At 72.7% G+C, this 24981-nt stretch carries 21 protein-coding genes; 6 read left to right on the top strand and 15 right to left on the bottom strand.

The window, feature by feature from the left end:
• Positions 1-72 precede the first annotated feature (72 nt).
• Positions 73-1323: a cytochrome P450 gene (locus tag ACFVX9_RS05810; protein WP_380369033.1), complete on the top strand. Its 1251-nt coding sequence runs from the start codon at positions 73-75 to the stop codon at positions 1321-1323.
• A gap of 113 nt (positions 1324-1436) precedes the next feature.
• Here the strand turns inward: ACFVX9_RS05810 and ACFVX9_RS05805 are convergent, their stop codons facing one another.
• Together ACFVX9_RS05805 and ACFVX9_RS05800 are read right to left on the bottom strand one after the other, a co-directional pair.
• Positions 1437-2132 carry an N-acyl homoserine lactonase family protein gene (locus ACFVX9_RS05805; protein WP_380478422.1) on the bottom strand — a complete coding sequence of 232 codons (696 nt, stop codon included), beginning with the start codon at positions 2130-2132 and terminating at the stop codon, positions 1437-1439.
• A gap of 60 nt (positions 2133-2192) precedes the next feature.
• Positions 2193-2651, bottom strand: coding sequence for an Lrp/AsnC family transcriptional regulator (locus ACFVX9_RS05800; protein ID WP_063349872.1), 459 nt, complete (start codon positions 2649-2651; stop codon positions 2193-2195).
• Positions 2652-2818: 167 nt separating this feature from the next.
• Here ACFVX9_RS05800 and ACFVX9_RS05795 point away from each other — a divergent pair, with 167 nt between their 5' ends.
• Genes ACFVX9_RS05795 through ACFVX9_RS05785 form a run of 3 tightly spaced genes read left to right on the top strand, consistent with a single transcriptional unit; the run spans position 2819 to position 5675 of the window.
• Complete coding sequence (locus ACFVX9_RS05795) at positions 2819-3448, top strand: LysE family translocator (RefSeq protein ID WP_380369040.1); 630 nt, start codon at positions 2819-2821, stop codon at positions 3446-3448.
• A 22-nt stretch (positions 3449-3470) separates the two neighbouring features.
• Positions 3471-4979, top strand: a complete 1509-nt coding sequence (locus ACFVX9_RS05790; protein ID WP_387980568.1) for a CoA transferase — start codon at positions 3471-3473, stop codon at positions 4977-4979.
• A 60-nt stretch (positions 4980-5039) separates the two neighbouring features.
• Positions 5040-5675 (top strand): DUF6461 domain-containing protein, encoded by a 636-nt coding sequence (locus ACFVX9_RS05785; RefSeq protein WP_387980566.1) that lies wholly within the window; start codon positions 5040-5042, stop codon positions 5673-5675.
• 87 nt (positions 5676-5762) lie between these two features.
• Here the strand turns inward: ACFVX9_RS05785 and ACFVX9_RS05780 are convergent, their stop codons facing one another.
• The gene (locus ACFVX9_RS05780) at positions 5763-6362 is read right to left on the bottom strand and encodes an HdeD family acid-resistance protein (RefSeq protein ID WP_063349875.1); all 600 of its coding nucleotides are present in this window, start codon (positions 6360-6362) and stop codon (positions 5763-5765) included.
• Between the two features lie 254 nt (positions 6363-6616).
• Between ACFVX9_RS05780 and ACFVX9_RS05775 the strand changes: the two genes are divergently transcribed.
• Positions 6617-8431 (top strand): NAD-binding protein, encoded by a 1815-nt coding sequence (locus ACFVX9_RS05775; RefSeq protein WP_380369046.1) that lies wholly within the window; start codon positions 6617-6619, stop codon positions 8429-8431.
• A gap of 129 nt (positions 8432-8560) precedes the next feature.
• Here ACFVX9_RS05775 and ACFVX9_RS05770 read toward each other — a convergent pair whose 3' ends face one another.
• From ACFVX9_RS05770 to ACFVX9_RS05750, 5 genes are all read right to left on the bottom strand, one after another.
• Positions 8561-9346, bottom strand: coding sequence for an enoyl-CoA hydratase (locus ACFVX9_RS05770; protein WP_063349877.1), 786 nt, complete (start codon positions 9344-9346; stop codon positions 8561-8563).
• Positions 9347-9518: 172 nt separating this feature from the next.
• Entirely contained in the window at positions 9519-12254 is a 2736-nt protein-coding gene (gene aceE, locus ACFVX9_RS05765; RefSeq protein WP_387980563.1) for a pyruvate dehydrogenase (acetyl-transferring), homodimeric type, read from the bottom strand.
• A gap of 195 nt (positions 12255-12449) precedes the next feature.
• Positions 12450-13112 (bottom strand): GntR family transcriptional regulator, encoded by a 663-nt coding sequence (locus ACFVX9_RS05760; protein WP_380369053.1) that lies wholly within the window; start codon positions 13110-13112, stop codon positions 12450-12452.
• Positions 13113-13199: 87 nt separating this feature from the next.
• Positions 13200-14246, bottom strand: a complete 1047-nt coding sequence (locus ACFVX9_RS05755; protein ID WP_387980561.1) for an enoyl-CoA hydratase/isomerase family protein — start codon at positions 14244-14246, stop codon at positions 13200-13202.
• 169 nt (positions 14247-14415) lie between these two features.
• Positions 14416-15027: a TetR/AcrR family transcriptional regulator gene (locus ACFVX9_RS05750; RefSeq protein WP_380478431.1), complete on the bottom strand. Its 612-nt coding sequence runs from the start codon at positions 15025-15027 to the stop codon at positions 14416-14418.
• Positions 15028-15124: 97 nt separating this feature from the next.
• Here ACFVX9_RS05750 and ACFVX9_RS05745 point away from each other — a divergent pair, with 97 nt between their 5' ends.
• Positions 15125-15898: an SDR family oxidoreductase gene (locus ACFVX9_RS05745; protein WP_387980559.1), complete on the top strand. Its 774-nt coding sequence runs from the start codon at positions 15125-15127 to the stop codon at positions 15896-15898.
• A gap of 143 nt (positions 15899-16041) precedes the next feature.
• Here ACFVX9_RS05745 and fahA read toward each other — a convergent pair whose 3' ends face one another.
• The 7 genes from fahA to ACFVX9_RS05710 form a co-directional block, all read right to left on the bottom strand.
• The gene (gene fahA, locus ACFVX9_RS05740; RefSeq protein WP_387980557.1) at positions 16042-17265 is read right to left on the bottom strand and encodes a fumarylacetoacetase; all 1224 of its coding nucleotides are present in this window, start codon (positions 17263-17265) and stop codon (positions 16042-16044) included.
• Entirely contained in the window at positions 17262-18143 is an 882-nt protein-coding gene (locus ACFVX9_RS05735; protein WP_387980555.1) for a hypothetical protein, read from the bottom strand. Before ACFVX9_RS05735 ends, fahA begins: the two co-directional genes overlap by 4 nt.
• Positions 18140-19366 carry a homogentisate 1,2-dioxygenase gene (locus ACFVX9_RS05730; RefSeq protein ID WP_387980553.1) on the bottom strand — a complete coding sequence of 409 codons (1227 nt, stop codon included), beginning with the start codon at positions 19364-19366 and terminating at the stop codon, positions 18140-18142. Before ACFVX9_RS05730 ends, ACFVX9_RS05735 begins: the two co-directional genes overlap by 4 nt.
• Positions 19367-19526: 160 nt before the next feature.
• Positions 19527-20741, bottom strand: coding sequence for a 4-hydroxyphenylpyruvate dioxygenase (gene hppD, locus ACFVX9_RS05725; RefSeq protein ID WP_063349886.1), 1215 nt, complete (start codon positions 20739-20741; stop codon positions 19527-19529).
• Between the two features lie 206 nt (positions 20742-20947).
• Entirely contained in the window at positions 20948-22309 is a 1362-nt protein-coding gene (locus ACFVX9_RS05720; RefSeq protein WP_387980551.1) for a phosphoribosyltransferase family protein, read from the bottom strand.
• A gap of 183 nt (positions 22310-22492) precedes the next feature.
• Positions 22493-24193 (bottom strand): acyl-CoA dehydrogenase family protein, encoded by a 1701-nt coding sequence (locus ACFVX9_RS05715; RefSeq protein WP_380369072.1) that lies wholly within the window; start codon positions 24191-24193, stop codon positions 22493-22495.
• A 161-nt stretch (positions 24194-24354) separates the two neighbouring features.
• Positions 24355-24906 (bottom strand): PadR family transcriptional regulator, encoded by a 552-nt coding sequence (locus ACFVX9_RS05710; RefSeq protein ID WP_387980549.1) that lies wholly within the window; start codon positions 24904-24906, stop codon positions 24355-24357.
• Positions 24907-24981 lie beyond the last annotated feature (75 nt).

The following is a 24981-nucleotide window of genomic DNA, read 5'->3' as shown; positions in this document are numbered from 1 at the left end:
ACTAAATGTGCACACCCCGGTACCGATAGTGGCTGCCGGGTGGACGCCGAACGCGAAGCAGGAGGCCCGGCCATGGAGACCTCGACCGGCTTGGCGGCCCCCGCCGCCGACCTCGCCGACCCCCGCTTCTGGCAGCTGCCCGCCCCCGCCCGCGCGGCCGCCTTCGCCGAACTGCGCCGACGCCCCGCGCCGGTGTTCTTCGGCGATCCCGCCACCGGCCGGGGCTTCCACGCGCTGGTCCGCCACGCCGACGTGGTCGAGGCCAGCCGGACCCCCGCGGTGTTCCTCAGCGGCCCCGGCGTCACCACCCCGGAACCGCCCCGCTGGGTCCGGCTGGTGTTCGGCGACTCGATGGTCAACCTCGACGACCCCCGGCACGCCCAACTGCGCAGGATCGTCTCGCGAGCCTTCACCCCCCGGCTGCTCGGCCAGGTCGAGGAGGACATCCGCCGCGTCGCCACCCGCCTGGTCGACGACGTCGAGCGGCGGCGGCCGGAGGACTTCGTCACCTCCGTGGCCGCCGAGCTCCCCTTCCAGGTGATCTGCACCATGATGGGGATCCCGGAACATCCGCGCCGAATGATCCTGGACCAGGTCAACCACGCCTCCGAGAACATCGGCGTGGCCCGCCCGCTGCGCCGCCGGATCCGGATGCCCGGGCGCGGGCTGCTGGCGCTGGCCCGCATGCAGGGCATGGTCGCCTCGATCGGTCGTGAGCGCCGCCGCCGGCCCACCGAGGACCTGATCTCCGCCCTGGTCACCGCCGACGTGGACGGCCGCCGGCTCACCGGACGCGAACTCGGCGCGTTCTTCTCCCTGCTGCTGGTCGCCGGTGTGGAGACGACCCGCAACGCGCTCGCCCACGGCCTGCACCTGCTGACCGCGCACCCGGAGCAGCGCGCCCTGCTGCTCGCGGACCTCGACAGGGGGCTCGGCGGTGCGGTCGACGAGATCATCCGCCACGCCACGCCGATCATCCACTTCCGCCGGACCCTCGCCGTCGACCACGAGCTCGGCGGCCCCGGGGGCCCGCTGCTGCGTGCGGGGGAGAAGGTCGCCCTGTTCTTCGGCTCGGCCAACCGGGACGAGACGGTCTTCCCCGACCCGGACGCGTTCGACATCACCCGCACGCCCAACCCCCACCTCGGCTTCGGCGGCGGAGGGCCGCACTACTGCATCGGGGCGCACCTGGCCCGGCAGGAGATGAAGGTGCTGTTCCGCGAGCTGTTCGCCCGGCTGCCCGAGGTGCGGTCGGTCGGCGAGCCGGACATCGTGCCGTCCAACTTCGACCACCGGGTCCGGTCGCTGCGCTTCACGTTCTGAACTCTCCGAGCCCTCCGAGCCCTCTGAACCTCCGAGCCCTCTGAACCTCCGAGCCCTCCGAGCCCTCCGAGCCCTCCGGACCCCCTGAACTGTGCCTGGCCCGGCCGTTGGCCCTATCCGACCGGTTCCCAGACCGCGTGGTCGTGCGCGAACAGAATCCGGCGCGGCCCGTACTCCGCCACCCGGTCCAGCCATGCCCGGTAACCGGGCAGCGGCGCGGCCACGCCCTCGCGCGACGCCCGCCGGGCGAGCACCGCCTGGCCGTACTCGGACGCGAAGTCGTACGCCTGCCCGGCCAGCATCACCGCGCCGCCGCCGGGCCGCTCGACCACCAGTGACTGGTGGCCGCCGGTGTGCCCGGGCGTGGGCAGCACCCGTACGCCCGGCCAGACCTCCGTCTCGCCGTCCAGTTCGCGGTAGTCGGCGCCGGGGAAGTCGACCAGCGCGTCGATGGTGTACGCGCCGCGCCGGGCGGCGGCCAGTTCGGCCGCCTGGACGAGGACGGGCGTGCCGGCGAGCAGCGGATTGCCGCCGCAGTGGTCGAAGTGGAGGTGGCAGTTGACCACCAGGTCGATGTCGGCGCAGGCGACGCCGACGGCCGCGAGCGCCTCCGTCAGCGGGCGGCGGACCGGGCGGTAGTGTGCTTCGGTCTCGGGCTCGCCTGCGCCGATCCCGGTGTCGAACAGCAGCAGCCCCTCCGGGCGGCGGACCAGGTACGCGAGGACCGGCTCCACCCGCGGCTCCGGGCCGCCCACCTCGGACGCAGGCCGGACGAAGTACCCGAGATCGAGGCGGCGGACCGCGTGCATGGAGCTCCCCTTGTCGCGCTGTCCCCCGTACGGGCGGCCGCGGCGGCCCCCGTTCGCAGCCTACCCGCCGATCGGCAGCCCCCGGTCGGCCTTCACCTGCTTCATCGTCAGATGCGAGTTGACCTGCGCGATCCCCGGAAGTCCCGAGAGCACGTCGGTGATGAAGCGCTCGTACGCGGCGATGTCGGCCACCGCGATGCGCAGCAGGTAGTCGGGTTCCCCGAAGAGGCGGTGCGCCTCCACCACTTCCGGCAGCTCCGCCACCCGGCGTTCGAACTCGGCGACCGTCACCTGATCCTCGTGACGCATGGTGATCGTGACGAAGGGTTGGAAACCGCGTCCGACCGCCGTGCCGTCCAGGAGCGCTCGGTAGCCGCGGATCACGCCGTCCTGCTCCAGTTGTCGGACCCGGCGCAGGCAGGGGGAGGGGGTGAGGTCCACCCGGGCGGCCAGGTCGGCGTTGGTCAGGCGGCCGTCCTGCTGGAGCTCGCGGAGGATTCTGCGGTCGATTCGGTCCATGGCGCAACATTCTGCCAAAAGGCGGGCCGGACCAGCAGGAAGTGGCCATCGCGTGCCAGGGCTATCCGGCTACCTTCAGTGACCGAACGCACCGGACAGGTGCCGCGAGGATCACCGGACCAACGGCCGGGACCCGCCCGAACGAGCACGACAGGTCACCGCCACCCATGGACACCCACGCCCTCCTCCTCTTCCTCGGAGTCGACCTGCTGCTGGTCTGCACACCGGGGCCCGACTGGCTCTACATCGCCGCCCGAGGCCTCGGCCAGGGTCGGCGCGCCGCCTTCATCGCGGTCGGCGGCGTCTGCGCCGGCTACGCCGTCCACACCCTGCTCTCCAGCGCCGGCCTGGCCGCCGCGCTGCGTGCCGTCCCCGCCGCCCTGCCCGTCCTGCGCCTCACCGGCGCCGCGTACCTGCTGGTGCTGGCCGTCACCATGCTGCTCGCGTTGCGCAAGGGCGGCGGCGCCACGGCCCTCACCGCGCCCAAGCCGCAGCCCACCGCGACCGTGCTGCGCCAGAGCATGCTGACCGCCCTGCTCAACCCCAAGGGGCTGCTGCTCTACCTCTCCCTGGTGCCGCAGTTCGTCGAGCCGGGCGCCGCGCTGCCGGTCGGCGGGCAGGTGCTCGCCCTCGGCTCGCTCAACGTGCTGGCCTGCGCCGTCGTGTACGGGCTGGTCGCGCACGCCAGCGGACGCCTGGGCGGCCGGCTCGGCGGCACCCCGCGTGCGGCGCGCCGGATGACCCTGGTCTCGGCGGTGCTGCTGATGCTGGTGGCGGGCGTCACGGCGAGCGCCTGAGAACGGGAGCACAATGCCGGGCATGACAGAGCGTCCGACCTTCCCCGGCACCTGGCCCGGCGATCAGCCCGCGTCCACCGATCAGCCTGCGTCTGGCGATCAGCCCGCGTCCACCGAACAGCCCGCCGCCGGCGGGGAACCTGCGGACCGGCCCACCGCCGACCTCTGGGCCGCCCTCGGCGGATCGGCCGAGCTGCTGGGGCGGGTCTCCTTCCACGGCCCCGGTGACGTCCTGGCCTCCGGCCTGCCGGTGCGCAGGCTCGCCCGGGCCACCGTGGCCGCCTGCTCGCTGGCCGCCGCCGAACTCGCCGCCCACCGCGCCGGCGGCCCGGTCCCCGCCGTCCGGGTGGACCAGGGCGCCGTCGCCACGGCCTTCGTCAGCGAACGCCACCTGACCGTCGACGGCCGCACGCCCGTCAGCTTCGCCCCGCACTCCGGCTTCTGGCGCGCCGCCGACGGCTGGGTCCGCACCCACGCCAACTACCCGCACCACCGCACCCGACTGCTCGCCGCCCTCGACCTGCCCGCCGACGCCGGGCCCGAAATGCTCGCCAAGCTGCTGGGCGAACTGCCGGCGGAGCAGGTCCAGGAGCGGGCGTTCGAAGCGGGGGCGCTCGCCGTAGCCGTCGCGCCGGTGAGTGCCACCGCGCACCCCCTGGTGGAGAGCCGGGTGACCGGCACCGCGTCCGTCCGCCCGCTCGGCGATGCCGGCCCCGAGCGGCCCGCCGCCGGGATCCGCGTCCTCGACCTCACCCGGGTCATCGCCGGCCCGGTCGCCACCCGCACCCTCGCCCTGCTGGGCGCCGACGTCCTGCGCGTCGACCCGCCCCACCTCCCCGAGGCCGACGACGCCCACGCCGACACCGGCTTCGGCAAGCGCTCCACCCGCCTCGACCTCGCCGATCCCGCCGACCGCGCCGTCTTCGACGGCCTGCTCGCCACCGCCGACGTCCTCGTCACCGGCTACCGCCCCGGAGCCCTCGACGCGCACGGCCTCGCCCCCGACGCACTGTCGGCCCGCCACCCCGGCCTGATCGTCGCGCAGCTCTGCGCCTGGGGCTGGACCGGCCCCTGGGCCGGCCGGCGCGGCTTCGACAGCCTCGTCCAGGCCGGCGTCGGCATCGCCGCCCACGAGGCCGGCCCCGATGGCCGCCCGGGCGTACTGCCCGCCCAGGCCCTCGACCACGGCACCGGCTACCTCGTCGCCGCCGCCGTCCTGCGCGCCCTCACCGAGCAGCGCACCGGCCGGCCCGGCGGCCGCCACCTGCGGTTCTCCCTCGCCGGTACGGCCTCGTGGCTGCTGCACGGCATCCCGCCCGAGGCGCCCGCCCCTGCTGCCCCGGCGGACAGCGCTCCGGCGGACGGTGCTCCGGACACCGGGGCGTACGACCCGGCCCGGTGGCTCGCCGAGACCGACTCCGCCTACGGACGGCTGCGCCACGCCCTGCCGCCCATCGCCTACACCGGCGCGCCCACCGACTGGTCCCGCCCGCCGGGGCGCTGGGGGACGGACGCGCCGGTCTGGCTCTGAGGACGCCGCGCAACCGCCGCCCCGGCCAGCGATGTCACAGGCAGCTGGCAGCATCGACGCATGACTGCACACGCCACCGACTACACCTGGTTCGAGCAGCGCTACCCCATCCCCGGGGCGGCCCACTGCCTGACGCTGGTCGAGGGGATCACCGCCGACGAACTGCTGCGCCGCTTCGGCGCCCTGCCCGGTCGGGAGGTCACCGGTCTGGACGCCGTGGTCGCCGCCTGGGAGACCTTCGACGACGGGGAGGACGAGGAGGCGGAGGCCCGGATCGAGCCGGAGGACGACCGGCTGCTCGTCGCCGTCACCGAACTCGACGGGTGGGCCGTCGTCGTCGAGGTCTTCGGCTACCTCGGCAGCCTGCCCGACGTCATCCGCCGCCTCGCCGACGGCACCCGGCTGGTCTCGCACTTCCGGAACGCCGTCGCGGTGGACCACTTCAACTGGTGGGAGCAGGGCAGCTGCCGGCTCCAGTTCGAGCCGCTGTTCCCCACCCAGCGGCACGGTTCGGACGCCGACGCCCCCGGTGTCCCCGCGCTTCTGACGGCCTGCGGCTTCCAGCTCGACGGGGAGAGTCACGACCTGCACACCGAGGCCGCGTTCGCGCTGGCCGAGCGGCTGACGGACGTCCGGCTCACACCGGAACGGCTGGAGGCCGCCACGTTCCGGATCGGCTACGCGCCGACGCGCTAGCTGTTCTGTCCCGTGAGGTTGGAGATGCGGAGTGAGACCCGTGGAGCCAGACCCTTGAAGTCAGGCCGTGGAGTCAGGCCCGTGGAGTCAGACCCCCGCCGGGATCTGCTTGGCCCGGCCGCGCATCTGGAGGGCCGTCACGATCTCGATCAGTCCGAGGATCACCAGCCAACAGCCGGCCAGGACGGCCAACGCGGCGATCGAACCGACCGGCCAGACCAGCAGCAGCACACCGGCCACCGTGTTGGCCACGCCTGCGAAGGCCTGCCAGCCACGGGCCGGCATCGCCGGGTCGGAGACCGCGGCGGCGAGCTGGGTGATGCCCCGGAACAGCCAGCCGATGCCGATCCAGATCGCCAGCAGGAGCAGCGACTGCGCCGCGCTTCGGAAGCAGAGCAGCCCCAGCAGGACGCAGATCGCCCCGCTGATGAAGGCCAGCACCCGCAGTGCGGTGGTCGCGTGGGTGCCGAACGCGGCGATCAGCTGCACGATGCCGATGACCAGCAGGTAAAGGCCGAACAGCACGCCCACCACCAGCAGGGTCTCCTTCGGCCAGACGAAGACGACGATTCCGAGGGCCAGCGAGACGATTCCGGCGAGCAGCAGGACCTGCCAGGCGGCCTTGGCGAGTTGGCCGAGCGGACCCTGGACCGGGGAACCGTCGGGGGTGATGATCGGGGAAACCACGGTGGTGTACTCCTCGGGGCCGGGGACGGGCAGGGGCCGAACCCCAGCCTGGCCGGGCCACCGTCGACCGGCGCGTCGGGTACGGCCGTTCGGGGGACGGAGACAAGGGAGGGGGGAGAGGAAGCGGAGGGGGACGGAAGGGGGATGGGAGAGGGCGTGCGGAGGAGACGAATGTTCGATGGAGTGGCTCCGGTGGCCTTCCGGTCGCCGGAACGACACCGTCCGGCCACCTGCCGTCGATATCATCCGGCGGTATGACTTCTGAAGGGTGGGGGACCCGTTCGGTAGAGCCGGTCAGTCAGCACTACATCGTCTGCGGGGGCAACGCACTGGCCCACCGGCTGGTCCTGGAACTCGTCGAGCACTACGAGGTCCCGGTCGTCGTCCTGGTCGCCGATCGCACCCGCGACCACGCGCCGCAGATCGAGCAACTCCCCGGCGTCGCCGCCGTCGTCGAGTACGCCAGCATCACCGACGAGGCGCTGCGCGAGGTGTCGATCGACACCGCCCGCGGCCTCGCCCTCGTCGAGGGCAGCGACCAGGACAACATCCACGCCGCGCTCAGCGCCCAAGGCCACAACCCGGACCTCCGGATCGTGCTCCGGATGTTCAACCAGCGCCTCGGTGAGAACATCGAACGGCTGCTCAGGAACGGTGCCGCGCTCTCCGGTTCCGCCACCGCCGCACCCGCCTTCGCCGCGGCGGCGCTCGGGCGGCCCAACTCGGTCGAGATCGGCGGACGCTTCCTGCACATCGCCTTCGACGAGGCCATCACCTCCGACCGGATCTGCGTGGTCGCCGACCACATCGACCGCCAGGACCTCAGCAAGATCCGCCTGCTGCCCGAACAGCGCGGCGACTCGGCCGACTTCGTCCGGCTCGCCAGCGAGTTCGGCGACGACGGGCCGGTCCGCCCCGGTGGCGTCCGCCGCGAAGCGGAACCGGAGCCGGCGCCCGAGGAGGAGCCGGACGGCGTGGCCGCCCTCCAAGCGCTGCGCATCGAACCCAGGGAACCGATCAGCTGGGCGCGGCGGGCGCGTTGGCGGCTGCTCGACATGATGCGCTTCTTCACCAGCGCCCGGATGCGGCTGGTGCTGCTCACCGCCCTCGCCGCGGTGCTGATGGCCTTCGGCGTGCTCTGGTACCTGAACCGGAACTTCGGCTGGACCCTCTACATCTCGCTGCTCGACCTCGCGGGCGCCGCCCAGCCCGACCAACTCGCCGACATCGCCGCCGGGACCGGGACGGGCGGACTGTGGCAGCGGGTGGCGCAGGTGGTGATCACCATCTGCGGGATCACCTTCGCCCCGGTCGCCACCGCCATCGCGGTCGAGGTGCTCGGCTCCGGGCGGCGCGGGCAGCCCCGCAACCCCGGGGCCGGCACCCGGGACCACGTGATCGTCGTCGGCCTCGGCAACGTCGGCACCCGGGTCGCGGCCCAACTGCACGAACTGGGCGTGCCGGTGGTCTGCATGGAGCGTGACCCGCAGGCCCGGGGCATCGCCGCCGCCCGGGCGCTCGGCATCCCGGTGGTCCTGGGCGACGGCCCGTTCGAGGAGCAGTTGCGTCGCGCCCGGTTGAAGCACAGCCGGGCGCTGGTCGCGGTCAGCGGCGACGACGCCACCAACCTGGAGGCGGCCCTGGAGGCGCGCCACGGGAATCCCGAAGTCCGTGTGGTGGTGCGGCTGTTCGACGACAACTTCGCCGGGCACTTCTACGCGACGCTGGACAACGCGGCCTCGCGTTCGGTCTCGTACCTGGCCGCACCCGCCTTCGCCGCCGCCCTGATGGGGCGCGAGGTGCGCGGGATGCTGTCGGTGTTCCGGCACGTGCTGCTGATCGCCGAGTTGACGGTCGAGGACGGCAGCGGGCTGATCGGCATGAACCGGCACGACCTGGAGGACCCGGGCGGCGTCCGGGTGATCGCCGTCCGGTTCGCCCGCAGTGCGCAGTTGCAGTGGAACTTTCCCGACCGCACCCGGCGCCTCACCCCGGGCGACCAGATCGTGGTCGCCGCCACCCGTAGCGGGCTCGCCCGGCTCAACACGGCGCTGGTGGACGAGGTGTGACGGCGGCTGACGCATAACACCTGACAGATAACAGCTAACAGATTTCAGATGACGAAATCTGTTAGCTGTTATCTGTTACTTGTCAGCTGTTACCTGTCAGCCGTCAGCCGTAAGCCGTAAGCGGCCAGGTCACCGGTTGGTGAAGGACGGCGGGCGCTTCTCCGCGAACGCCGCCATGCCCTCCTTCTGGTCCGCCGTGGCGAACGCCGCGTGGAACAGCCGACGCTCGAAGCGGACGCCCTCGGCGAGGGTCGTCTCGAAGGCGCGGTTGACGCTCTCCTTGAGCATGACCGCAGCCGGGGTGGACATCGCCGCGACGGTCTCGGCCACCGTCAGGGCCTCGGCCAGCAGCTGGTCCGCCGGGACGATCCGGGAGACCAGGCCGGCCCGCTCGGCCTCCTCGGCGCCCATCATCCGGCCGGTCAGGCACAGTTCCATCGCCTTCGCCTTGCCGACCGCCCGGGTCAGCCGCTGCGAACCGCCGATGCCCGGGATGACACCGAGCTTGATCTCCGGCTGCCCGAACTTCGCGGTGTCCGCCGCCAGCAGGATGTCGCACAGCATCGCCAGCTCGCAGCCGCCGCCCAGCGCGAACCCGGCCACCGCCGCCACGACCGGCTTGCGCAGCGCGCCGAGCCGGTCCCAGGGGCCCAGCCAGTCGTCCAGGTAGACGTCCGGGAACCGGTTGCCCTGCATCTCCTTGATGTCGGCGCCGGCCGCGAACGCCTTCTCCGAGCCGGTGATCACCAGACAGCCGATCTCCGGGTCACGGTCGAAGGCGGTGGCGGCCGCGACCACCTCGTTCATCAGCTGGGTGTTCAGCGCGTTGAGTGCCTTCGGCCGATTGAGCGTGATCAGCCCCACCCGGCCCTTGCGCTCGACCAGGATCGTCTCGTAGGTCTCGGTCTCGGTCATCGCCGTTGACTCCCATTCCGCTGCTCGGCGCCGCGCGGGCGCGCCCTGACCATCCAACGATCTACGACGCGCCCCGCCTCGCGCCAGTCTTGGTATGCGAGACGGTCGTCACGGGCCCGGCTCCTTCGCTGCGGAGCCGGGGCCCAGGGCTCCGGACGCGGGGCGTCAGGGGTCAGAAGCGGACCCCGTAGCGCTCGGCCGCCTGCCGGACGGTCTCCGCCTTGACCTCGCCCCGGCGCGCCAGCGCGGCCAGCGCCGCCACCGCGACCGACTGGGCGTCCACGCCGAAGTGCCGCCGCGCCGCGTCCCGGCTGTCGGAGAGGCCGAAGCCGTCCGTGCCCAGCGACGTCCAGTCCTGCTCCACCCACGGGCGGATCTGGTCCGGTACCGCGCGCATCCAGTCGCTGACCGCCAGCACCGGCCCGGGCGCCCCTGCCAGTGCCCGCGTCACGTAGGGGACGCGCGCCGCCGCGCCCGTACCGGCCGCCGCCTGCGCCAGGTTGGCCGCGTCGCAGTCCAGCGCCTCCCGGCGCAGCTCCGTCCAGGAGGGTGCCGACCAGACGTCCGCCGCCACGCCCCAGTCCTCGCCGAGCAGTTGCTGGGCGGCGAGCGCCCAGCGCACGGCGGTGCCCGAGGCGAGCAGCTGGAGCCGCGGCGCGTCGCCGCCCGGCGAGGGCTCCGCCTGGCGGTAGCGGTACAGCCCGCGCAGGATGCCGTCGGTGACGTCAGCGACGTCAGCGACGGCAGTAACGTCGGTGACATCCGGGCCGGTCGGCAGCGGCGGCTGTGGCAGCGCCTCGTTGTAGACGGTCAGGTAGTAGAACACGTCCTCGCCGTGCGGGTGTTGGGGGCTGCTGCCGTACATCCGGCGCAGGCCCTCGCGGACGATCACCGCGACCTCGTACCCGAAGGCGGGGTCGTAGGACAGCGCCGCCGGGTTGGTGGAGGCGATCAACTGCGAGTGGCCGTCGGCGTGTTGCAGGCCCTCGCCGGTCATCGTGGTGCGTCCGGCGGTGGCGCCGATCAGGAAGCCTCGGCCCAACTGGTCGGCCAGGGCCCACATCTGGTCGGCGGTGCGCTGCCAGCCGAACATCGAGTAGAAGATGTAGAACGGGATCACCGGCTCGCCGTGGGTGGCGTACGCGGTCGCGGCGGCGGTCAGCGAGGCCATCGAACCGGCCTCCGTGATGCCCTCGTTGAGGATCTGGCCGGTCGCCGACTCCTTGTAGTGGAGCAGCTGGTCGCGGTCGACCGGGTCGTAGGTCTGCCCCAGCGGCGAGTAGATGCCGGCGCTCGGGAAGAGCGACTCCATGCCGAAGGTGCGCGCCTCGTCCGGGACGATCGGCACCCAGCGGTGGCCGGTGGCCTTGTCCCGCATCAGGTCCTTGACCAGCCGGACGAACGCCATGGTGGTCGCGATCTCCTGCGTGCCGGAGCCCTTGAGCAGCGTCTCGAAGGGTTTCGCGGGCAGCTCGGGCAGCGGGGTGAAGCGCACCCGGCGGGCGGGCGCGGGGCCGCCCAGCGCGGCGCGCCGCTCCCGGAGGTAGCGGGCCTCCGGGGAGTCCGGGCCCGGGTGCGCGTACGGGACCAGCTCGTCGGTCAGGGCACTGTCGGGAATGGGGAGTTCGAGCAGGTCGCGCATCGCCCGGAACTCCGCCCCGGAGAGCTTCTTCATCTGGTGGTTGGCGTTGCGGGCCTCGAAGCCGGGGCCGAGCGTCCAGCCCTTGACCGTCTGCACCAGTACCACCGTGGGGGCGCCCCGGTGCTCCAGCGCCGCCCGGTAGGCGGCGTACACCTTGCGCGGTTCGTGTCCGGCCCGGGAGGTCGCGACGATCTCCAACAGTCGCTGGTCGTCCACGGTTTCGGCGATCGCCCGGAGTTCGGGCGCGGCCTGGAACAGGTGCTCGCGGACGTAGCGGGCGTCCGAGGCGGCGTAGGTCTGGAACTGTCCGTCCGGCACCGCGCCGAGCCGGCGCACCAGCGCGCCCGTGGTGTCGCGGGCCAGGAGGTCGTCCCAGGCTTCGCCCCACAGCGACTTGACGACGTTCCAGCCGGCGGCGCGGAACTGGCGCTCCAGCTCCTGGACGATCTTGCCGTTGCCGCGCACCGGTCCGTCCAGGCGCTGGAGGTTGCAGTTGACCACGAAGGTGAGGTTGTCCAGCCCCTCGCGGGCGGCGAGGGCGAGCGCGGCGGTCGACTCCGGCTCGTCCATCTCCCCGTCGCCGAGGAACGCCCAGACGTGCGAGCCGGAGGTGTCCTTGATGCCGCGCGCGGTCAAGTACCGGTTGAACCGGGCCTGGTGGATGGCCGACAGCGGTCCGAGGCCCATGGACACGGTCGGGAACTCCCAGAACCACGGCAGTCGGCGCGGGTGCGGGTACGAGGGCAGGCCGTCGCCGCCGGCCTCCTGCCGGAAGCGGTCCAACTGGGCCTCGCCGATGCGCCCTTCGAGGAAGGCGCGGGCGTAGACGCCGGGCGCGGCGTGGCCCTGGACGTACAGCTGGTCGCCGGAGCCGTCGGCCTCCTTGCCGCGGAAGAAGTGCTGGAAGCCGACCTCGTACAGCCAGGCGGCGGACGCGTACGTGGCCATGTGCCCGCCGAGGCCGCCGCGGTGGTTGCCCCTGGTCACCATGGCGGCGGCGTTCCAGCGGTTCCAGGCGGTGATCCGCCGCTCCATCGCCTCGTCGCCGGGGAACTCGGGCTCGGCGCCGGTCGGGATGGTGTTGACGTACGGGGTGTCCAGGAGCGGGGGGACGTCGAGCCGGCGCAGTTCGGCGTGTTCGACGAGGCGGCGCAGCAGGTGGGCGGCGCGGTGCGCTCCGCCGAAGTCGCGGGCGGCGTCCAGGGAGGCGCGCCACTCCGCGACCTCTTCGGGGTCGTGGTCGGGAAGCTGGTCGAGCTGGGACACGGATGGTTCCCCTTTGCCGGTGCTTCAGAGTGCCGATTCCGGGATGCGGAATAGCATTTCTCTCCATGGAAGGTCTCTATGGACGGTAGGGAGTGGTCCGGCGGCGCGTCAACCGCTACTGGAGGGTAATGTGAGCGATGATCGATCATCTTTGCGCGAACCATAATGCCGCACCGGGACCCCGCCCGGATCCGCTCAGGCGGAGCGGTCGGCGTACTCCAGGACGTGTTCCGCCAACAGCCGCCCGACCTCCGGATCCCGCCGCCGGAAGGCGTCGATCAGCGGAGCGTGGTCGGCCGCGTTCTCGTGCAGCTCCGGGCGGACCCGGTGCAGCGACAGCACCGTCCACACCTCCACGCCCAGCCCCTCCCAGGTTCGCAGCAGTGCCCCGTTGGCGGCGGCGGCCACGATCTCGCGGTGGAAGGCCACGCCGTGCCGGGCCTGCCCGAGCGCGTCACCCGCCCCGGCCGCCGCCGCCATCCGTTCCGCGTGCCGCTCCAGGGCAGCGGTGTCCCCGGCCAGGCGGACGACCGCCGCCTCGGCGGCCAGCCGCTCCAGGGCGGCCCGCACCTGGTAGACCTCGCGCAGTTCGGCCGGGCTGATCTCGCGCACCCGCACGCCCCGGTTGGGCTCGGCGTCGAGCAGCCCGAGCGACTGCAGTGAGCGCAGCGCCTCGCGCACCGGCGCCTGGCTGACGTTCAACTCGGCGGCCAGGCGCCGTTCCACGATCCGGTCGCCGGGCTGCCAGCGCCCGTTCAGCAGGCCCTCCAGCAGCAGTCCGCGCACCTGCTCGCCGAGCGGCACCCGGGACAGCGGGTCGGCGTCCCCGGCGGGCGGCAGCGGGATCGGGCGGGTCATGCGGGCTCCTTGATCGTGGTTCATGACGCGTGGTTCATCACTCGTGGTTCATGGCGCGTGGTGATGCGGGGCCGCAGCGCAGCCCGGTCACGCCAGGCCCAACTCGTCGCCCACGCGCGGGGCGAGGAAGCGGGCGACGTCCGCCTCCCCGACCTCGGCGAGCGAGGCCGGGGACCAGCGCGGGGTGCGGTCCTTGTCGATCACCTGGGCGCGGATGCCCTCGACCAGGTCAGGCCCGCTCAGCGCGGCGCAGGAGACGCGGTACTCCTGGTCGAGCACGGCCTCCAGGGAGGGGAGCGTGCGGGCCCGGCGCAGTGCGGCGAGGGTCACCGTGACGGCCGTGGGGGAGTTGCCGAGGACCAGCTCCGCGGCCTCCTTCGCCTCCGCCACGCCGGAGTTCAGCAGTCGTTCGACGATCTCCTCGACGGTGTCGGCCGCGTAGCAGGCGTCGATCCAGCCGCGCTGCTCCGCGAGCGCGGACCCCGGCGCGGGCTCGGCGTGCGAGGCGACGGCGGCGGCGGGGTCGGGGCTCTCGGCCAGGGCGTCGAGCAGCGCCGAGATCCGTGTCGAGGGGACGAAGTGGTCGGCGAACCCGCACAGCAGCGCGTCACCGGGGCCCATCGAGGCCGAGGTGAGTCCGAGGTGGGTGCCCAACTCGCCCGGGGCGAGCGCGAGCAGTCGACTGCCGCCGACGTCCGGGACCAGCCCGATCCGGGTCTCGGGCATCGCGACGGTGGAACGTTCGGTGACGATCCGGAGCGCGCCGTGGGCGGACAGGCCGATGCCGCCGCCCATGGTGATGCCGTCCATCACCGCGACGTACGGCTTCGGGTAGTGGGCGATCAGCGCGTTCAGCCGGTACTCGTCGCGGAAGAAGGCCCGGGTGCCGGCTCCGCCGGCCCTGGCGTCGTCGTGCAGTGCGCGGAGGTCGGCCCCGGCGCAGAGGCCGCGCTCGCCGGCGCCGGTCAGGACGACGGTGCGTACCCGGTCGTCCGTGGCCCACTCGGTCAGCGTCGTGTGGACGGTGGTGATCATGCCGTGGGTCAGCGAGTTGAGCGCCCGCGGCCGGTTCAGCACGATCCGCCCGGCCCCGCCGTCCAGGGAGACCTGGACCTCCGCCACCTCTGCGTTCATCGGGTCCGTTCCCGTCGTTCGGTCGTTCCTCGGTCTTGACGACTCCTGCCGTCCACCGTACCGGGGCGGCGCGGAGCCGTGATCACCCGACCGGGCGGCGGGCCGTCCTCACGGCGGACCGGCGGACCGTCCTCACGGCCGACCGGCCGGCTGGGCCCGGTTCGGGTCCCTACGGCCAGGCGCGCAGGGCGAGTTCGGCGGTCCGGGCCAGGTCGGCGGCGGTGGCGCCGTCCCGGGCCTGCTGCGACATGCCCTGGATGACCGCGCCGAAGTAGCCGGCCAGCGCGTGCGGGTCGGCGTCGGGCGGGAGTTCGCCGTCCGCCTGAGCCGTGCGCAGCCTGGTCTCGAAGACGTGGAGGTTGCGGTTGCGCAGGTCGCGCAGGTGGGCCTGGACCTCGGCGTCCTGCGGGGAGACGTTGGTGGCGGCGCTGATCACCAGGCAGCCGGCCGGGTGCGAGGGGTCGGGGTAGATGGCCGCCGCCTCCCGCAGGATCCGGGCGAAGGCCGCGTACGCGCTGGTCTCCTCGCGCAGGGCGGCCCCCGCGAACGCGCCGACGGGGGAGTGCCCGTAGTGGCGGACGACCTCCTCGAAGAGCGAGCGCTTGTCGCCGAACGCGGCGTAGAGGCTGCCGGGCCGGATGCCCATGGCGGTGGTCAGGTCGGTGACGGAGGTGGCCTCGTAGCCGCGCTCCCAGAACAGCCGGGTCGCCGCCGTCAGCGCCTCGTCCCGGTCGAAGGTCGGCGGTCGTCCGCGCCGGGGCCGCGTCGGGTTCTCGGTCATGCCGGAATTTTAGAACACCCGCTCAACAAGTGTGTTAGCTTCTTTCTTGAGCGAGCACTCAACAAATGTGGTGGGCGAAGCAGGAAGGGGCTCAGTCATGGGCACGCAGGCACTCAAGGGCAAGACCGCGCTGGTCACCGGGGGTAGCAGGGGGATCGGCCGGGCGATCGCCCGCAGGCTCGGCCGCGACGGCGCCACCGTCGCCGTCGGCTACGCCCGCGATCAGGAGGCGGCGGGCGAGGTCGTCGCGGGCATCCGCGCCGACGGCGGCCGGGCCTTCGCGCTGCACGCCGAACTCGGCCGGCACGGGGATGCGGCCGCGCTGTGGGAGGCGTTCGATGCCGGGATCGGCGCGCACGCGTCCGACGGCGGCGTCGACATCATCGTGAACAACGCCGGGATCGGGCGCAGTGCCGACCTCGCCGCGCTCACCGAGGAGGGCTTCGACGAGGTCTTCGCCGTCAACGTCCGCGCGCCGTTCTTCGTCGTCCAGCACGGCCTGCACCGGCTGCGCGACGGCGGCCGGATCATCAACGTCTCCAGTGGCGCGGCCCGCCTCGCCATGCCGGAGATCATCGCCTACGGCGCGACCAAGGGGGCGCTCGACACCTTCACCCTCAACCTCGCCAAGCAGCTCGGCCCGCGCGGGATCACCGCCAACTCGGTCGCGCCGGGTGTCGTCGACACCGACGTCAACGCCGGCTGGCTGCGCGGCAACGCGGAGGCGGAGGCCCATGCGGCCTCGCTCGCGGCCCTCGGCCGGGTCGGGCAGCCGGAGGACATCGCGGACATCGTCGCCTTCCTCGCCTCCGACGACGCCCGCTGGGTCACCGGCCGGGTCATCGACGCCACCGGAGGGGCGGGCCTGTAGTCGCGGCGCGTTCGGCGCGCGGGGGGAGTCCGTGGAGGGGCGGGGGTAACAGATAACAGCTGACAGATGATGAAATCTGTCAGCTGTTATCTGTCGTCTGTTATCTGTTCGCCGTCAGTTGTCGGCCGGCGGCTGCGGGCCCGCTACGGCCGGACCCGCCCCGTCACCTCGCCGAACCCGATGACGGCGCCCTCCGGCCCCGGCGCGGTGGCGGTGATGGTGACCTCGTCGCCGTCCTCCAGGAACGTCCGGGTGGTGCCGTCCGGGAGCTTCAGCGGCTCCTCGCCGTTCCACGTCAGCTCGATCAGCGCGCCGCGGGTTTCCGGCTCCGGCCCGCTGACGGTGCCCGAGGCGAACAGGTCGCCGGTGCGCAGCGAGGCACCGTTGACCGTCATGTGGGTGAGCTGCTGCTGCGCCGTCCAGTACATCGAGGCGAACGGCGGCCGGGACACCAGGTGCCCGTTCAGTCGGACTTCCAGCGCCAGGTCCAGTCCCCACGGCTCGCCGTCGCGGTCGTCCAGGTAGGCCAGCGGCTCGACGTCGCGCTCGGGCGGCGCGACCCGGGCGTGCTGCAGGGCGTCCAGCGGGACGATCCACGGGGAGACGGAGGTGGTGAAGGACTTGCCGAGGAACGGGCCGAGCGGCACGTACTCCCAGGCCTGGATGTCGCGCGCGGACCAGTCGTTGACCAGGCAGACGCCGAACACGTGCTCGCGGAAGTCGTCCAGGACGACCGGTCGGCCCAGCTCGGACGGGGTGCCGACGACGAAGCCGACCTCCGCCTCGATGTCCAGCCGCCGGGTCGGCCCGAACGACGGCGCCGGGTCGGCGGGCGCCTTGCGCTGCCCGTGGGGCCGCACCACCGGGGTGCCGGAGACGACCACCGTGCCGGCCCGCCCGTGGTAACCGATGGGCAGGTGCTTCCAGTTGGGGGTGAGCGGCTCCGAGCCCGGGCGGAAGATCCGGCCCAGGTTGGTGGCGTGGTGCTCGGAGGCGTAGAAGTCGACGTAGTCGGCGACCTCGAACGGCAGGTGCAGCTGGACCTCGCCCGCCGGCAGCAGCGCAGGCGACAGCGCCTCGCGGCAGGACTCGTCCGTCAGCCATCGGGTGAGGTCGGCCCGGACCTGCGTCCAGGTCGAACGCCCTGCCGCCAGCAGCGGGTTGAGCGAGTCCGCGTCCAGCAGCGCGGACGGCGCCCCGGCGGCCCGGGCGGCCGCCGCGGCGTCCAGCACGAAGTCCCCGACGCGCACGCCGATCCGGCGCCGGCCGGGCTGGTCGGCGGCGGTGAACACGCCGTACGGCAGGTTGTGCACGCCGAACGGCGAGTCCTGGGCGCTGGCGAGCCAGCTGCGGGGGGTGGTGCTCAACGGTCCTCCTGTGGCTGTGACGTGGACGGCAGCAGGCCGAGCGCGGCCAGGTCGTCCAGGGGCTCGGCGATGCTGCACGTGCCGAACGCGGTGAACGAGTTCCGGATCACCGTGATCTGACGATCAGTCAGGACATGGGCGGCCTTGGCCAGCACCGCGCCGTCGCGCTCCGCCAGCACCGCCGCTGCTGCGGCCCGGTCGGTCTCCTGCGCGGCCAGCAGCACGTTGAGGAAACCGTGGTGCTCGAAGCCGGTGGCCGGGTCGGTGTGCCGGACGGCGTTGTGCAGTCCGGCGGTGCACTTGTACGGCAGCCCGCGCAGCGCGCAGCCGGTGAGGAAGGCGGCCAGCTCCTCCTCGTCCGGGAACGCCTCGGCCACCACCCCGCCGGTGCGGAACTTCGCCCGGTAGGGGCTGTCGACGAGCACGTCCAGCACCTCGTCCAGGCCGTCGCCGCGCAGGAGTTCGCGCGGCAGCTCGACGGCGGCCGGGACGTTCGGCGGCAGCAGCCGGTCCAGGGCGGCGACCGCCTCGGCGGCGTCCCGGACGGCGAGTTCGACGCCGGCCACCTCGAAGGGTGCGGCGGCGGCGAGCGCCGGGCCGAGCTCGGCACTGCCCCCCGGCAGTACGAGCCCGACCCTGAGCGGCGCGCCGCCCGAAGCCGCCGCGGCCAACTCGCCCAGCCGGCCCGCCCCGCACAGGAGCGGGCCGACCGCCTCGGCGTACCAGGCCGCGCGGTGCCCGCGGTGCGCGGGCACCGCCTCGGCGACCGGCAGGTTCCCCGGGGGGAACACCGCGGCGTCGTCGAAGAGCCCGTGGAACAGCTCGGGGATCGCCCCGGGGCCCGTCCGGTTGGTCACGGCGGACGAGGCGGCGCTCATCGCCCGGGCCCCCGACCGGCCCAGGTCCAGGCGTAGTTGCCGTCCTCGCCGGCCCGGCCGCCCTCGCCGAGCTCCAGCGGGCGGAACGTGTCCACCATGACGGCGAGTTCGTCGAAGAACTCCACGCCGATGCTGCGCTCGTACGCGCCCGGCTGCGGCCCGTGGGTGTGCCCGCCGGGGTGCAGCGAGATCGAGCCCTGGCCGATGCCCGAGCCCTTGCGGGCCGCGTAGTTGCCGCCGCAGTAGAACATGACCTCGTCGCTGTCCACGTTGGCGTGGTAGTACGGCACCGGGATCGACAGCGGGTGGTAATCCACCTTGCGGGGAACGAAGTTGCAGATCACGAAGCCGTTGCCCTCGAACACCTGGTGGGCCGGCGGCGGCTGGTGGACCCGGCCGGTGATCGGTTCGAAGTCCCGGATGTTGAAGGCGTACGGGTACAGGCAGCCGTCCCAGCCGACCACGTCGAAGGGGTGGTGCGGCACGGTGTAGCGGGTGCCCGAGACACCGTTCGGGCCGCGGTGCTTGACCAGCACGTCGACGTCTCCGGAGGCGTCCCCGGCGGCATCCCCGTCGGCGTCGACGACCAGCGGGCCGACCGGGCCGCGGAAGTCCCGCTCGCAGTACGGCGCGTGCTCCAGCAGCTGCCCGTACTTGGAGAGGTAGCGCTTGGCCGGGGTGATGTGGCTGTTCGCCTCGATGCAGTACGCGCGCAGCGGTTCGTCCCCGGCCGGCACCCAGCGGTGGGTGGTGGCGCGCGGGATGATCACGTAGTCGCCCTGGCCGACCTCGATCGAGCCGAAGACCGTCTCGACCGTGCCGGAGCCGGACTCCACGTACACGCACTCGTCACCGAGCCCGTTGCGGTACAGCTCGCTCGGGGCCCCGGCGGCGACGTACGAGATCCGCACGTCGCCGTTGCCGAGGACCAGGCGGCGGCTGCCGACGACGTCCGCGGACTTCCATTCCTGGTCCGCGAACAGCTCGTGCAGCTTGAGGTGGCGGGGGAGCAGGGGGTGGTTGGGCACCGTGGACTGGTCCGGCAGCTCCCACGGCACCGCGTTCACCACGGCCGAGGGGATGCCCCGGTGGTAGAGCAGCGAGGAGTCCGACGAGAACCCCTCCTCGCCCATCAACTCCTCGTAGTACAGCCCGCCTTCGGGTGTGCGGTGCTGGGTGTGCCGCTTGGGCGGGATGCTGCCCAGCTGCCGGTAGTACGCCATCTCCCTGCTCCTCCTCGACCGTGCTCAGCCGACCGTCCTCACGGTACGCCCGACCGTGCTCAGAGTTCCCCGGTGCTCAGAGCTTCTCAGTACTCAGAGCTGCTCAGCACCCGGGGTTCCCCCGTGTTCAGGACTCCCCGTGCTCAGGGCTCCCCAGCACTCACAGGTTGCCGCGGGCGTCCTGCTCGCGCTCGATCGCCTCGAACAGCGCCTTGAAGTTGCCCTTGCCGAAGCCCAGCGAACCGTGCCGCTCGATGAACTCGTAGAAGACGGTGGGGCGGTCGCCGATCGGCTTGGTGAAGATCTGCAGCAGGTAGCCGTCCTCGTCGCGGTCGACCAGGATGCCGCGCGACTTCAGCTCGTTGATGTCCACCCGCACCTTGCCGATCCGGGCGCGCAGCTCCGGGTCGTCGTAGTACGAGTCGGGGGTGTTGAGGAACTCCACGCCGCGCGAGCGCAGCACGTCGACGGTGGTGAGGATGTCATTGGTGGCGAGCGCCATGTGCTGGCAGCCGGGGCCGGTGTAGAACTCCAGGTACTCGTCGATCTGCGACCGCTTCTTGGCGATGGCCGGCTCGTTGAGCGGGAACTTCACCCGGTGGTTGCCGCTGGCGACGACCTTGGACATCAGGGCGGAGTAGTCGGTGGCGATGTCGTCGCCGACGAACTCGGCCATGTTCACGAAGCCCATGACCCGGTTGTAGAACGAAACCCACTCGTCCATCCGGCCCAGCTCGACGTTGCCGACGGCGTGGTCGAGGGCCTGGAACAGGCGCTTGGGCGAGCCCTCCGGGTGCTGGACCTTGCTCTGCGCGGTGATGTACCCCGGCAGGTAGGGGCCGTGGTAGCGGGAGCGGTCGATCAGGGTGTGGCGGGTCTCGCCGTAGGTGGCGATGGCCGCGCGGCGCACGGTGCCGTTCTCGTCGGAGACGTCGTTCGGCTCCTCCAGGACGGTCGCGCCGGTGGCGCGGGCGTGCGCGATGCACTTGTCGACGTCCGGGACCTCCAGGGCCAGGTCGACGACGCCGTCGCCGTGGCGGCGGTGGTGGTCCAGCAGCGGGCTGTCCGGCAGCACCCCGCCCTTGATCACGAAGCGGCAGGAGCCGGAGCGGAGCACGAAGGCCTTGCGGTCGCGACGGCCGGTCTCCGGGCCGGAGTAGGCGACCAGCTCCATGCCGAACACGGCCTGGTAGAACTGGGCCGTCTGGGTGGCGTTGCCGACCACGAAGACGACCGCGTCCTGCGCGGTGACGGGGAACGGGTCGGTGGCCGGGTCGTGCTCGACGAGGCCGACGAGGCGGCGCAGCTGGTCGGCGTCGAGGCCGGCCTCGCGCTCCTCGGGGGTCAGCTCAAGGGCGTGGGACTGCGGGGTCATCGGTCGTTCCTCCACTTTTGGCCTCGGCTCTGAGGCGTCCGCTTGAGGCGGCCGCGCCGCGAACGGGTGGGCGGTGCGGCTGGCGGAGAGCTTGCTCCTGTCCGGGTGGCTGGGCAACAGGTCGGGATTTCACTGTTCAATGTGTACAAGCTGATCAGGAAATCCCGCATTCGGCTGCGCAAAATGTGCTGCCGATCGGGGCCGGTTCACGGGGTTCGCGACACCGGCTCCTGGACGGTCCCGGGCGGTGCGAGGTGGCGCAGGAACCAGGCCCCGGCGAGCTCGGCGACCTGGTCCAACGTGCCCGGCTCCTCGAACAGATGGCCCGCACCCGGCACCACCGCCAGTTCGCTCACGCAGTGCAGCCGGGCCCGGGCCCGCCGGTTCAGGTCGATCACGGTGGTGTCCAGGCCGCCGACCACGAGCAGCGTCGGGGCGCTCACCCGGCCCAGGACGTCGGGACCGGCGAGGTCGGGGCGCCCGCCGCGGGAGACCACCGCGCCGACGGCGGGCCCGAGCGAGGTGGCGGTGTGCAGGGCGGCGGCGGTGTGCAGCGCGGCCGCGGCGCCGGTGCTGGCGCCGAAGAGGCCGAGCGGCAGGCCGCGGGTCTCCTCCAGCCGGCCCAGCTCCTCGGCGACGGCGGTCAGCCGGTCACCGAGCAGACCGACGTCGAACACCTTGCGGCGGTCCGGCTCCTCGGCCTCGGTGAGCAGGTCGAACAGCAGCGTGGCAAGCCCGGAGCGGTTCAGGTACCGGGCGACGTGACGGTTGCGCGGGCTGCGCCGGCCGCTGCCGCTGCCGTGCGCGAAGAGCACGATGCCGCTCGGTGCGGCGGGGACGGCCAGCCGGCCGGCGAGGCGCACACCGGCGGCGCGCAGGACCAGCTCGCGGTCCACGCCCACCGGCCCTGGCGCGCGCCCGCCCGCGGCCTCGGCGAGCAGCCGCAGGACCTCCTCGTCGCCGGTCTGCGCGAAGTCCCCGTAGAACTCGCCGATCGAGAAGAACGGCGACGGCGTACCGACGCAGACCAGCTCGTCGGCGACCTCGGACAGGCGCTCCGTCCAGTCCGCCGGGGCCACCGGGACGGCGAGCACCACCCGGGCCGCGCCCCGGGCCCGGACGATCCGGCAGGCGGCCCGGGCGGTGGAGCCGGTGGCGACGCCGTCGTCCACCACGATCACCGTGCGGCCGCGCAGGTCGGCGGGCGGGCGGCCGCCCCGGTAGCGGCGGGCCCGGCGCTCCAACTCGGTGCGCTCGCGCCGCTCCACGGCGGCCAGCTGGTCGTCGCCGACCCCGGCCAGCCGGATGACCTGCTCGTTCAGCACCCGGACGCCGTCCTCGCCGATCGCCCCCATGCCCAGCTCGGGCTGGTAGGGCACGCCGAGCTTGCGGATCACGCAGATGTCCAGCGGAGCGCCGAGCGCGGCCGCCACCTCGGCGGCCACCGGAACCCCGCCCCTGGGCAGGGCCACCACCACGGTGTCGGCGCCGCACAGGTGGCCCACGCGGGCGGCCAGCCGCCGGCCCGCGTCGGTCCGGTCGGTGAAGTGGGTCCCGGTGCCGTGCATGACGCGCCCTCCGTGTTCCACGGTACGTCCGGGCGGCGTCGGGCGGGGCACCGAGGGCGCGGGCCGGGGGTCGGGGGGGCGGGCAATGGGGGGCGCGGGCGGGGGGGGGGGGGGGGGGGGCGGGGGGGCTCCCCCGTCCCCCCCCCCCCCACCCCCGGGCTCGTTCCTCGTTCTGCGCGGCGGCTACGGCCGCATCTCGTACGCGCCCGACAGCTCCTCGACCCGGGCCCACACGGCGGCGGCCCGCTCCGCGTTGGCGACCGGCCGGCGCACGTTCGCCAACGCCCAGGCGGCCTGCTCCGGGGTCGTCGAGGCCTTGCCGTGCAGCTCGGTCGCGTGCGCGGAGAAGTCGCGGACCAGCGCGTCGAAGATCTGGTCCAGGACGTCCTCGTCCAGGCCGGTCAGCTCCGCCTGCTCCAGCACCAGCTGGCCGTAGACGATCAGCGCGAACAGCTGGCCGATCTCCAGCAGGAAGTCCAGGTCCGCCTGCTGCTCCTTGCTCGGCGCGTAGCTGAGGAGCAACTCGCAGAAGCCGTCGGCCTGTTCGCGGAAGCGGGCGACGTTCGGCAGCTGGGTGTGGCGGTCGTACGCGGTGCGCCAGTCGTGGAAACGGATCGCGCCGAGGCCGCGGGCCGCACCCTGGCGGAAAAGGAAGGCGTCATCGGTGGCGTCCAGCCGGGTCGGCACCGGGGCGTAGTCGCTCGGGGCGAACAGGTAGTTGCCCATGAACTTGAGGATCAGCGCCAGGTTGACGTGGACGGTGCCCTCCAGCTTCGGCAGGCCGCGGATGTCCTTCGCCGCCTTGTCGAAGTAGGTGTCCGCCTCGAAGCCCTTGGCCGCGATGACGTCCCACATCAGGTCGATGACCTTCTCGCCCTCGGTGGTGACCTTCATCTTGGTCATCGGGTTGAACAGCAGGTAGCGGCGGTCCTCGGGGGAGGCGGTGCGGAAGTAGTCCACGGCCCGCGCGCTGAACATCTTCATCGCCACCAGGCGGGCGTACGCGTCGGTCAACTCCCGCCGCACGTGGGGGAAGTCGGTGACCTTCCGGCCGTACAGCACCCGGTTGTGGGCGTGCGTGACGGCCTCGTACATCGCGTGCTCGCAGATGCCGACCGAGGCCGTGCAGAGGTTGAACTTGCCGACGTTGACGGTGTTCAGCGCGGCGTCGAAGGCGGCCTGCCCGGTGTGCAGCACGTCCTCGGCGCGCACCGGATAGCCCTCCAGCCGGAACTCGCTGACGTACATCTGGGCATTCACGACGTTCTTGACCAGGTGGTACGCGTCGTGGCGGCTGTCGGCGGCGAAGAAGACGTAGCCCTCGGGGCCCTCGACATCGGAGCGGCGGCCGAACACCGAGACCAGGCCGGCCACGTTGCCGTTGCCGATGTAGTACTTGGAGCCGGTCGCGGTGAAACCGCCCTCGCCGTCCGGGGTGAGGATCATGTCGGTGGAGTAGATGTCGGCGCCGTGGGTGCGCTCGGAGAGCCCGAACGCCATGACATGACCCTCCGTCAGGAGCTTGGCGGCGCGGGCCCGGACGGCCTCGTTCTTGCTCTGCCAGACCGGCCCGAGGCCGAGGATGGTGACCTGCCAGGTGTACCAGTAGCCGAGGCCGTAGAAGCCCAGGATCTCGTTCAGCTCGGCGATCCGGGAGGTGTCCCAGCGCTTGCCCGGGTCGGCCGCGGACGGGGTCAGGAACTCCGCGAACAGGCCCTCCTCGGCGGCGAATTCGAGGAAGTCGGCGTACCAGGTGCGGTCGACGTAGGTGTCGATCAGCGCCTTCTTGCCGCGGGACTCGAACCAGTCCACGGTCGCGCGCAGCAGCCGGCGGGTCGGCTCGTCGAACTGCGCGGGGTCGTACGTACGCGGGTTGAAGAGCATCACGGGCTCCCGGGGGTCGAGGGTGAGGAGGCGGCGGGTGGGGCTGGTGGGTGGTGGCTGGCGGGTGACAGCGAACAGCGAACAGCGAACAGATGACAACTGACAGATTTCAGATTTCAGCGTTCAGATTCTGTTATCTGTCACCCGTCATCTGTGACCCGTCACCCGTCACCCGCGGCGAGGCGGTGCAGGGTGGCGAGCACGTCGTCGAGCCAGGCGAGGGTCATCCGCTCGTACTCGATGCCGCCGCGCAGCACCACGTGCTGGAGCTCCTGCCGGGTGTCGAGCGCGGTGAGGTCGGGGAAGTCGCGCTGCTCGCCGTGCAGGTAGCGGGCGAGCAGGGCGGCGTGGCCCTCGCGGTGCCGTTCGACCTCGGAGATCAGCGCGGCCGGGTCGTCGAAGGCGGCGGCGCGGATCTTGACCGCGAGCTCGTGTCGGACGGACTCCGGCTCGACCGGTTCGCGCAGCCAGTCGGCGAGCACGGCCCGTCCGGCGTCGGCCGCCGAGTAGACCTTCTTGTCCGGCCGGCCGTCCTGGGCGACCTCCTCGGCGGCGACCCAGCCGTCGGCCTCCATCCGCCGCAGCACCTTGTAGATCTGCTGGTGGGTGGCGGTCCAGAAGCGCCCGATGGAGCGGTCGAAGCGCCGGGCCAGTTCGTAGCCCGAGCCCGGCTGCTCCAGCAGTGAGACGAGGATCGCGTGCTCCAGTGCCATGTCCCGCATCCTGCTATGCAACGAATTGCATAGGCAATGGGGGTCCGGAGTGGTGAGACGCAGGTCACCGGCGTG

The sequence above is a fragment of the Kitasatospora sp. NPDC058243 genome (assembly GCF_042882025.1).
Lineage (GTDB): Bacteria > Actinomycetota > Actinomycetes > Streptomycetales > Streptomycetaceae > Kitasatospora.
This window is presented reverse-complemented; position numbering and strand designations above follow the sequence as displayed.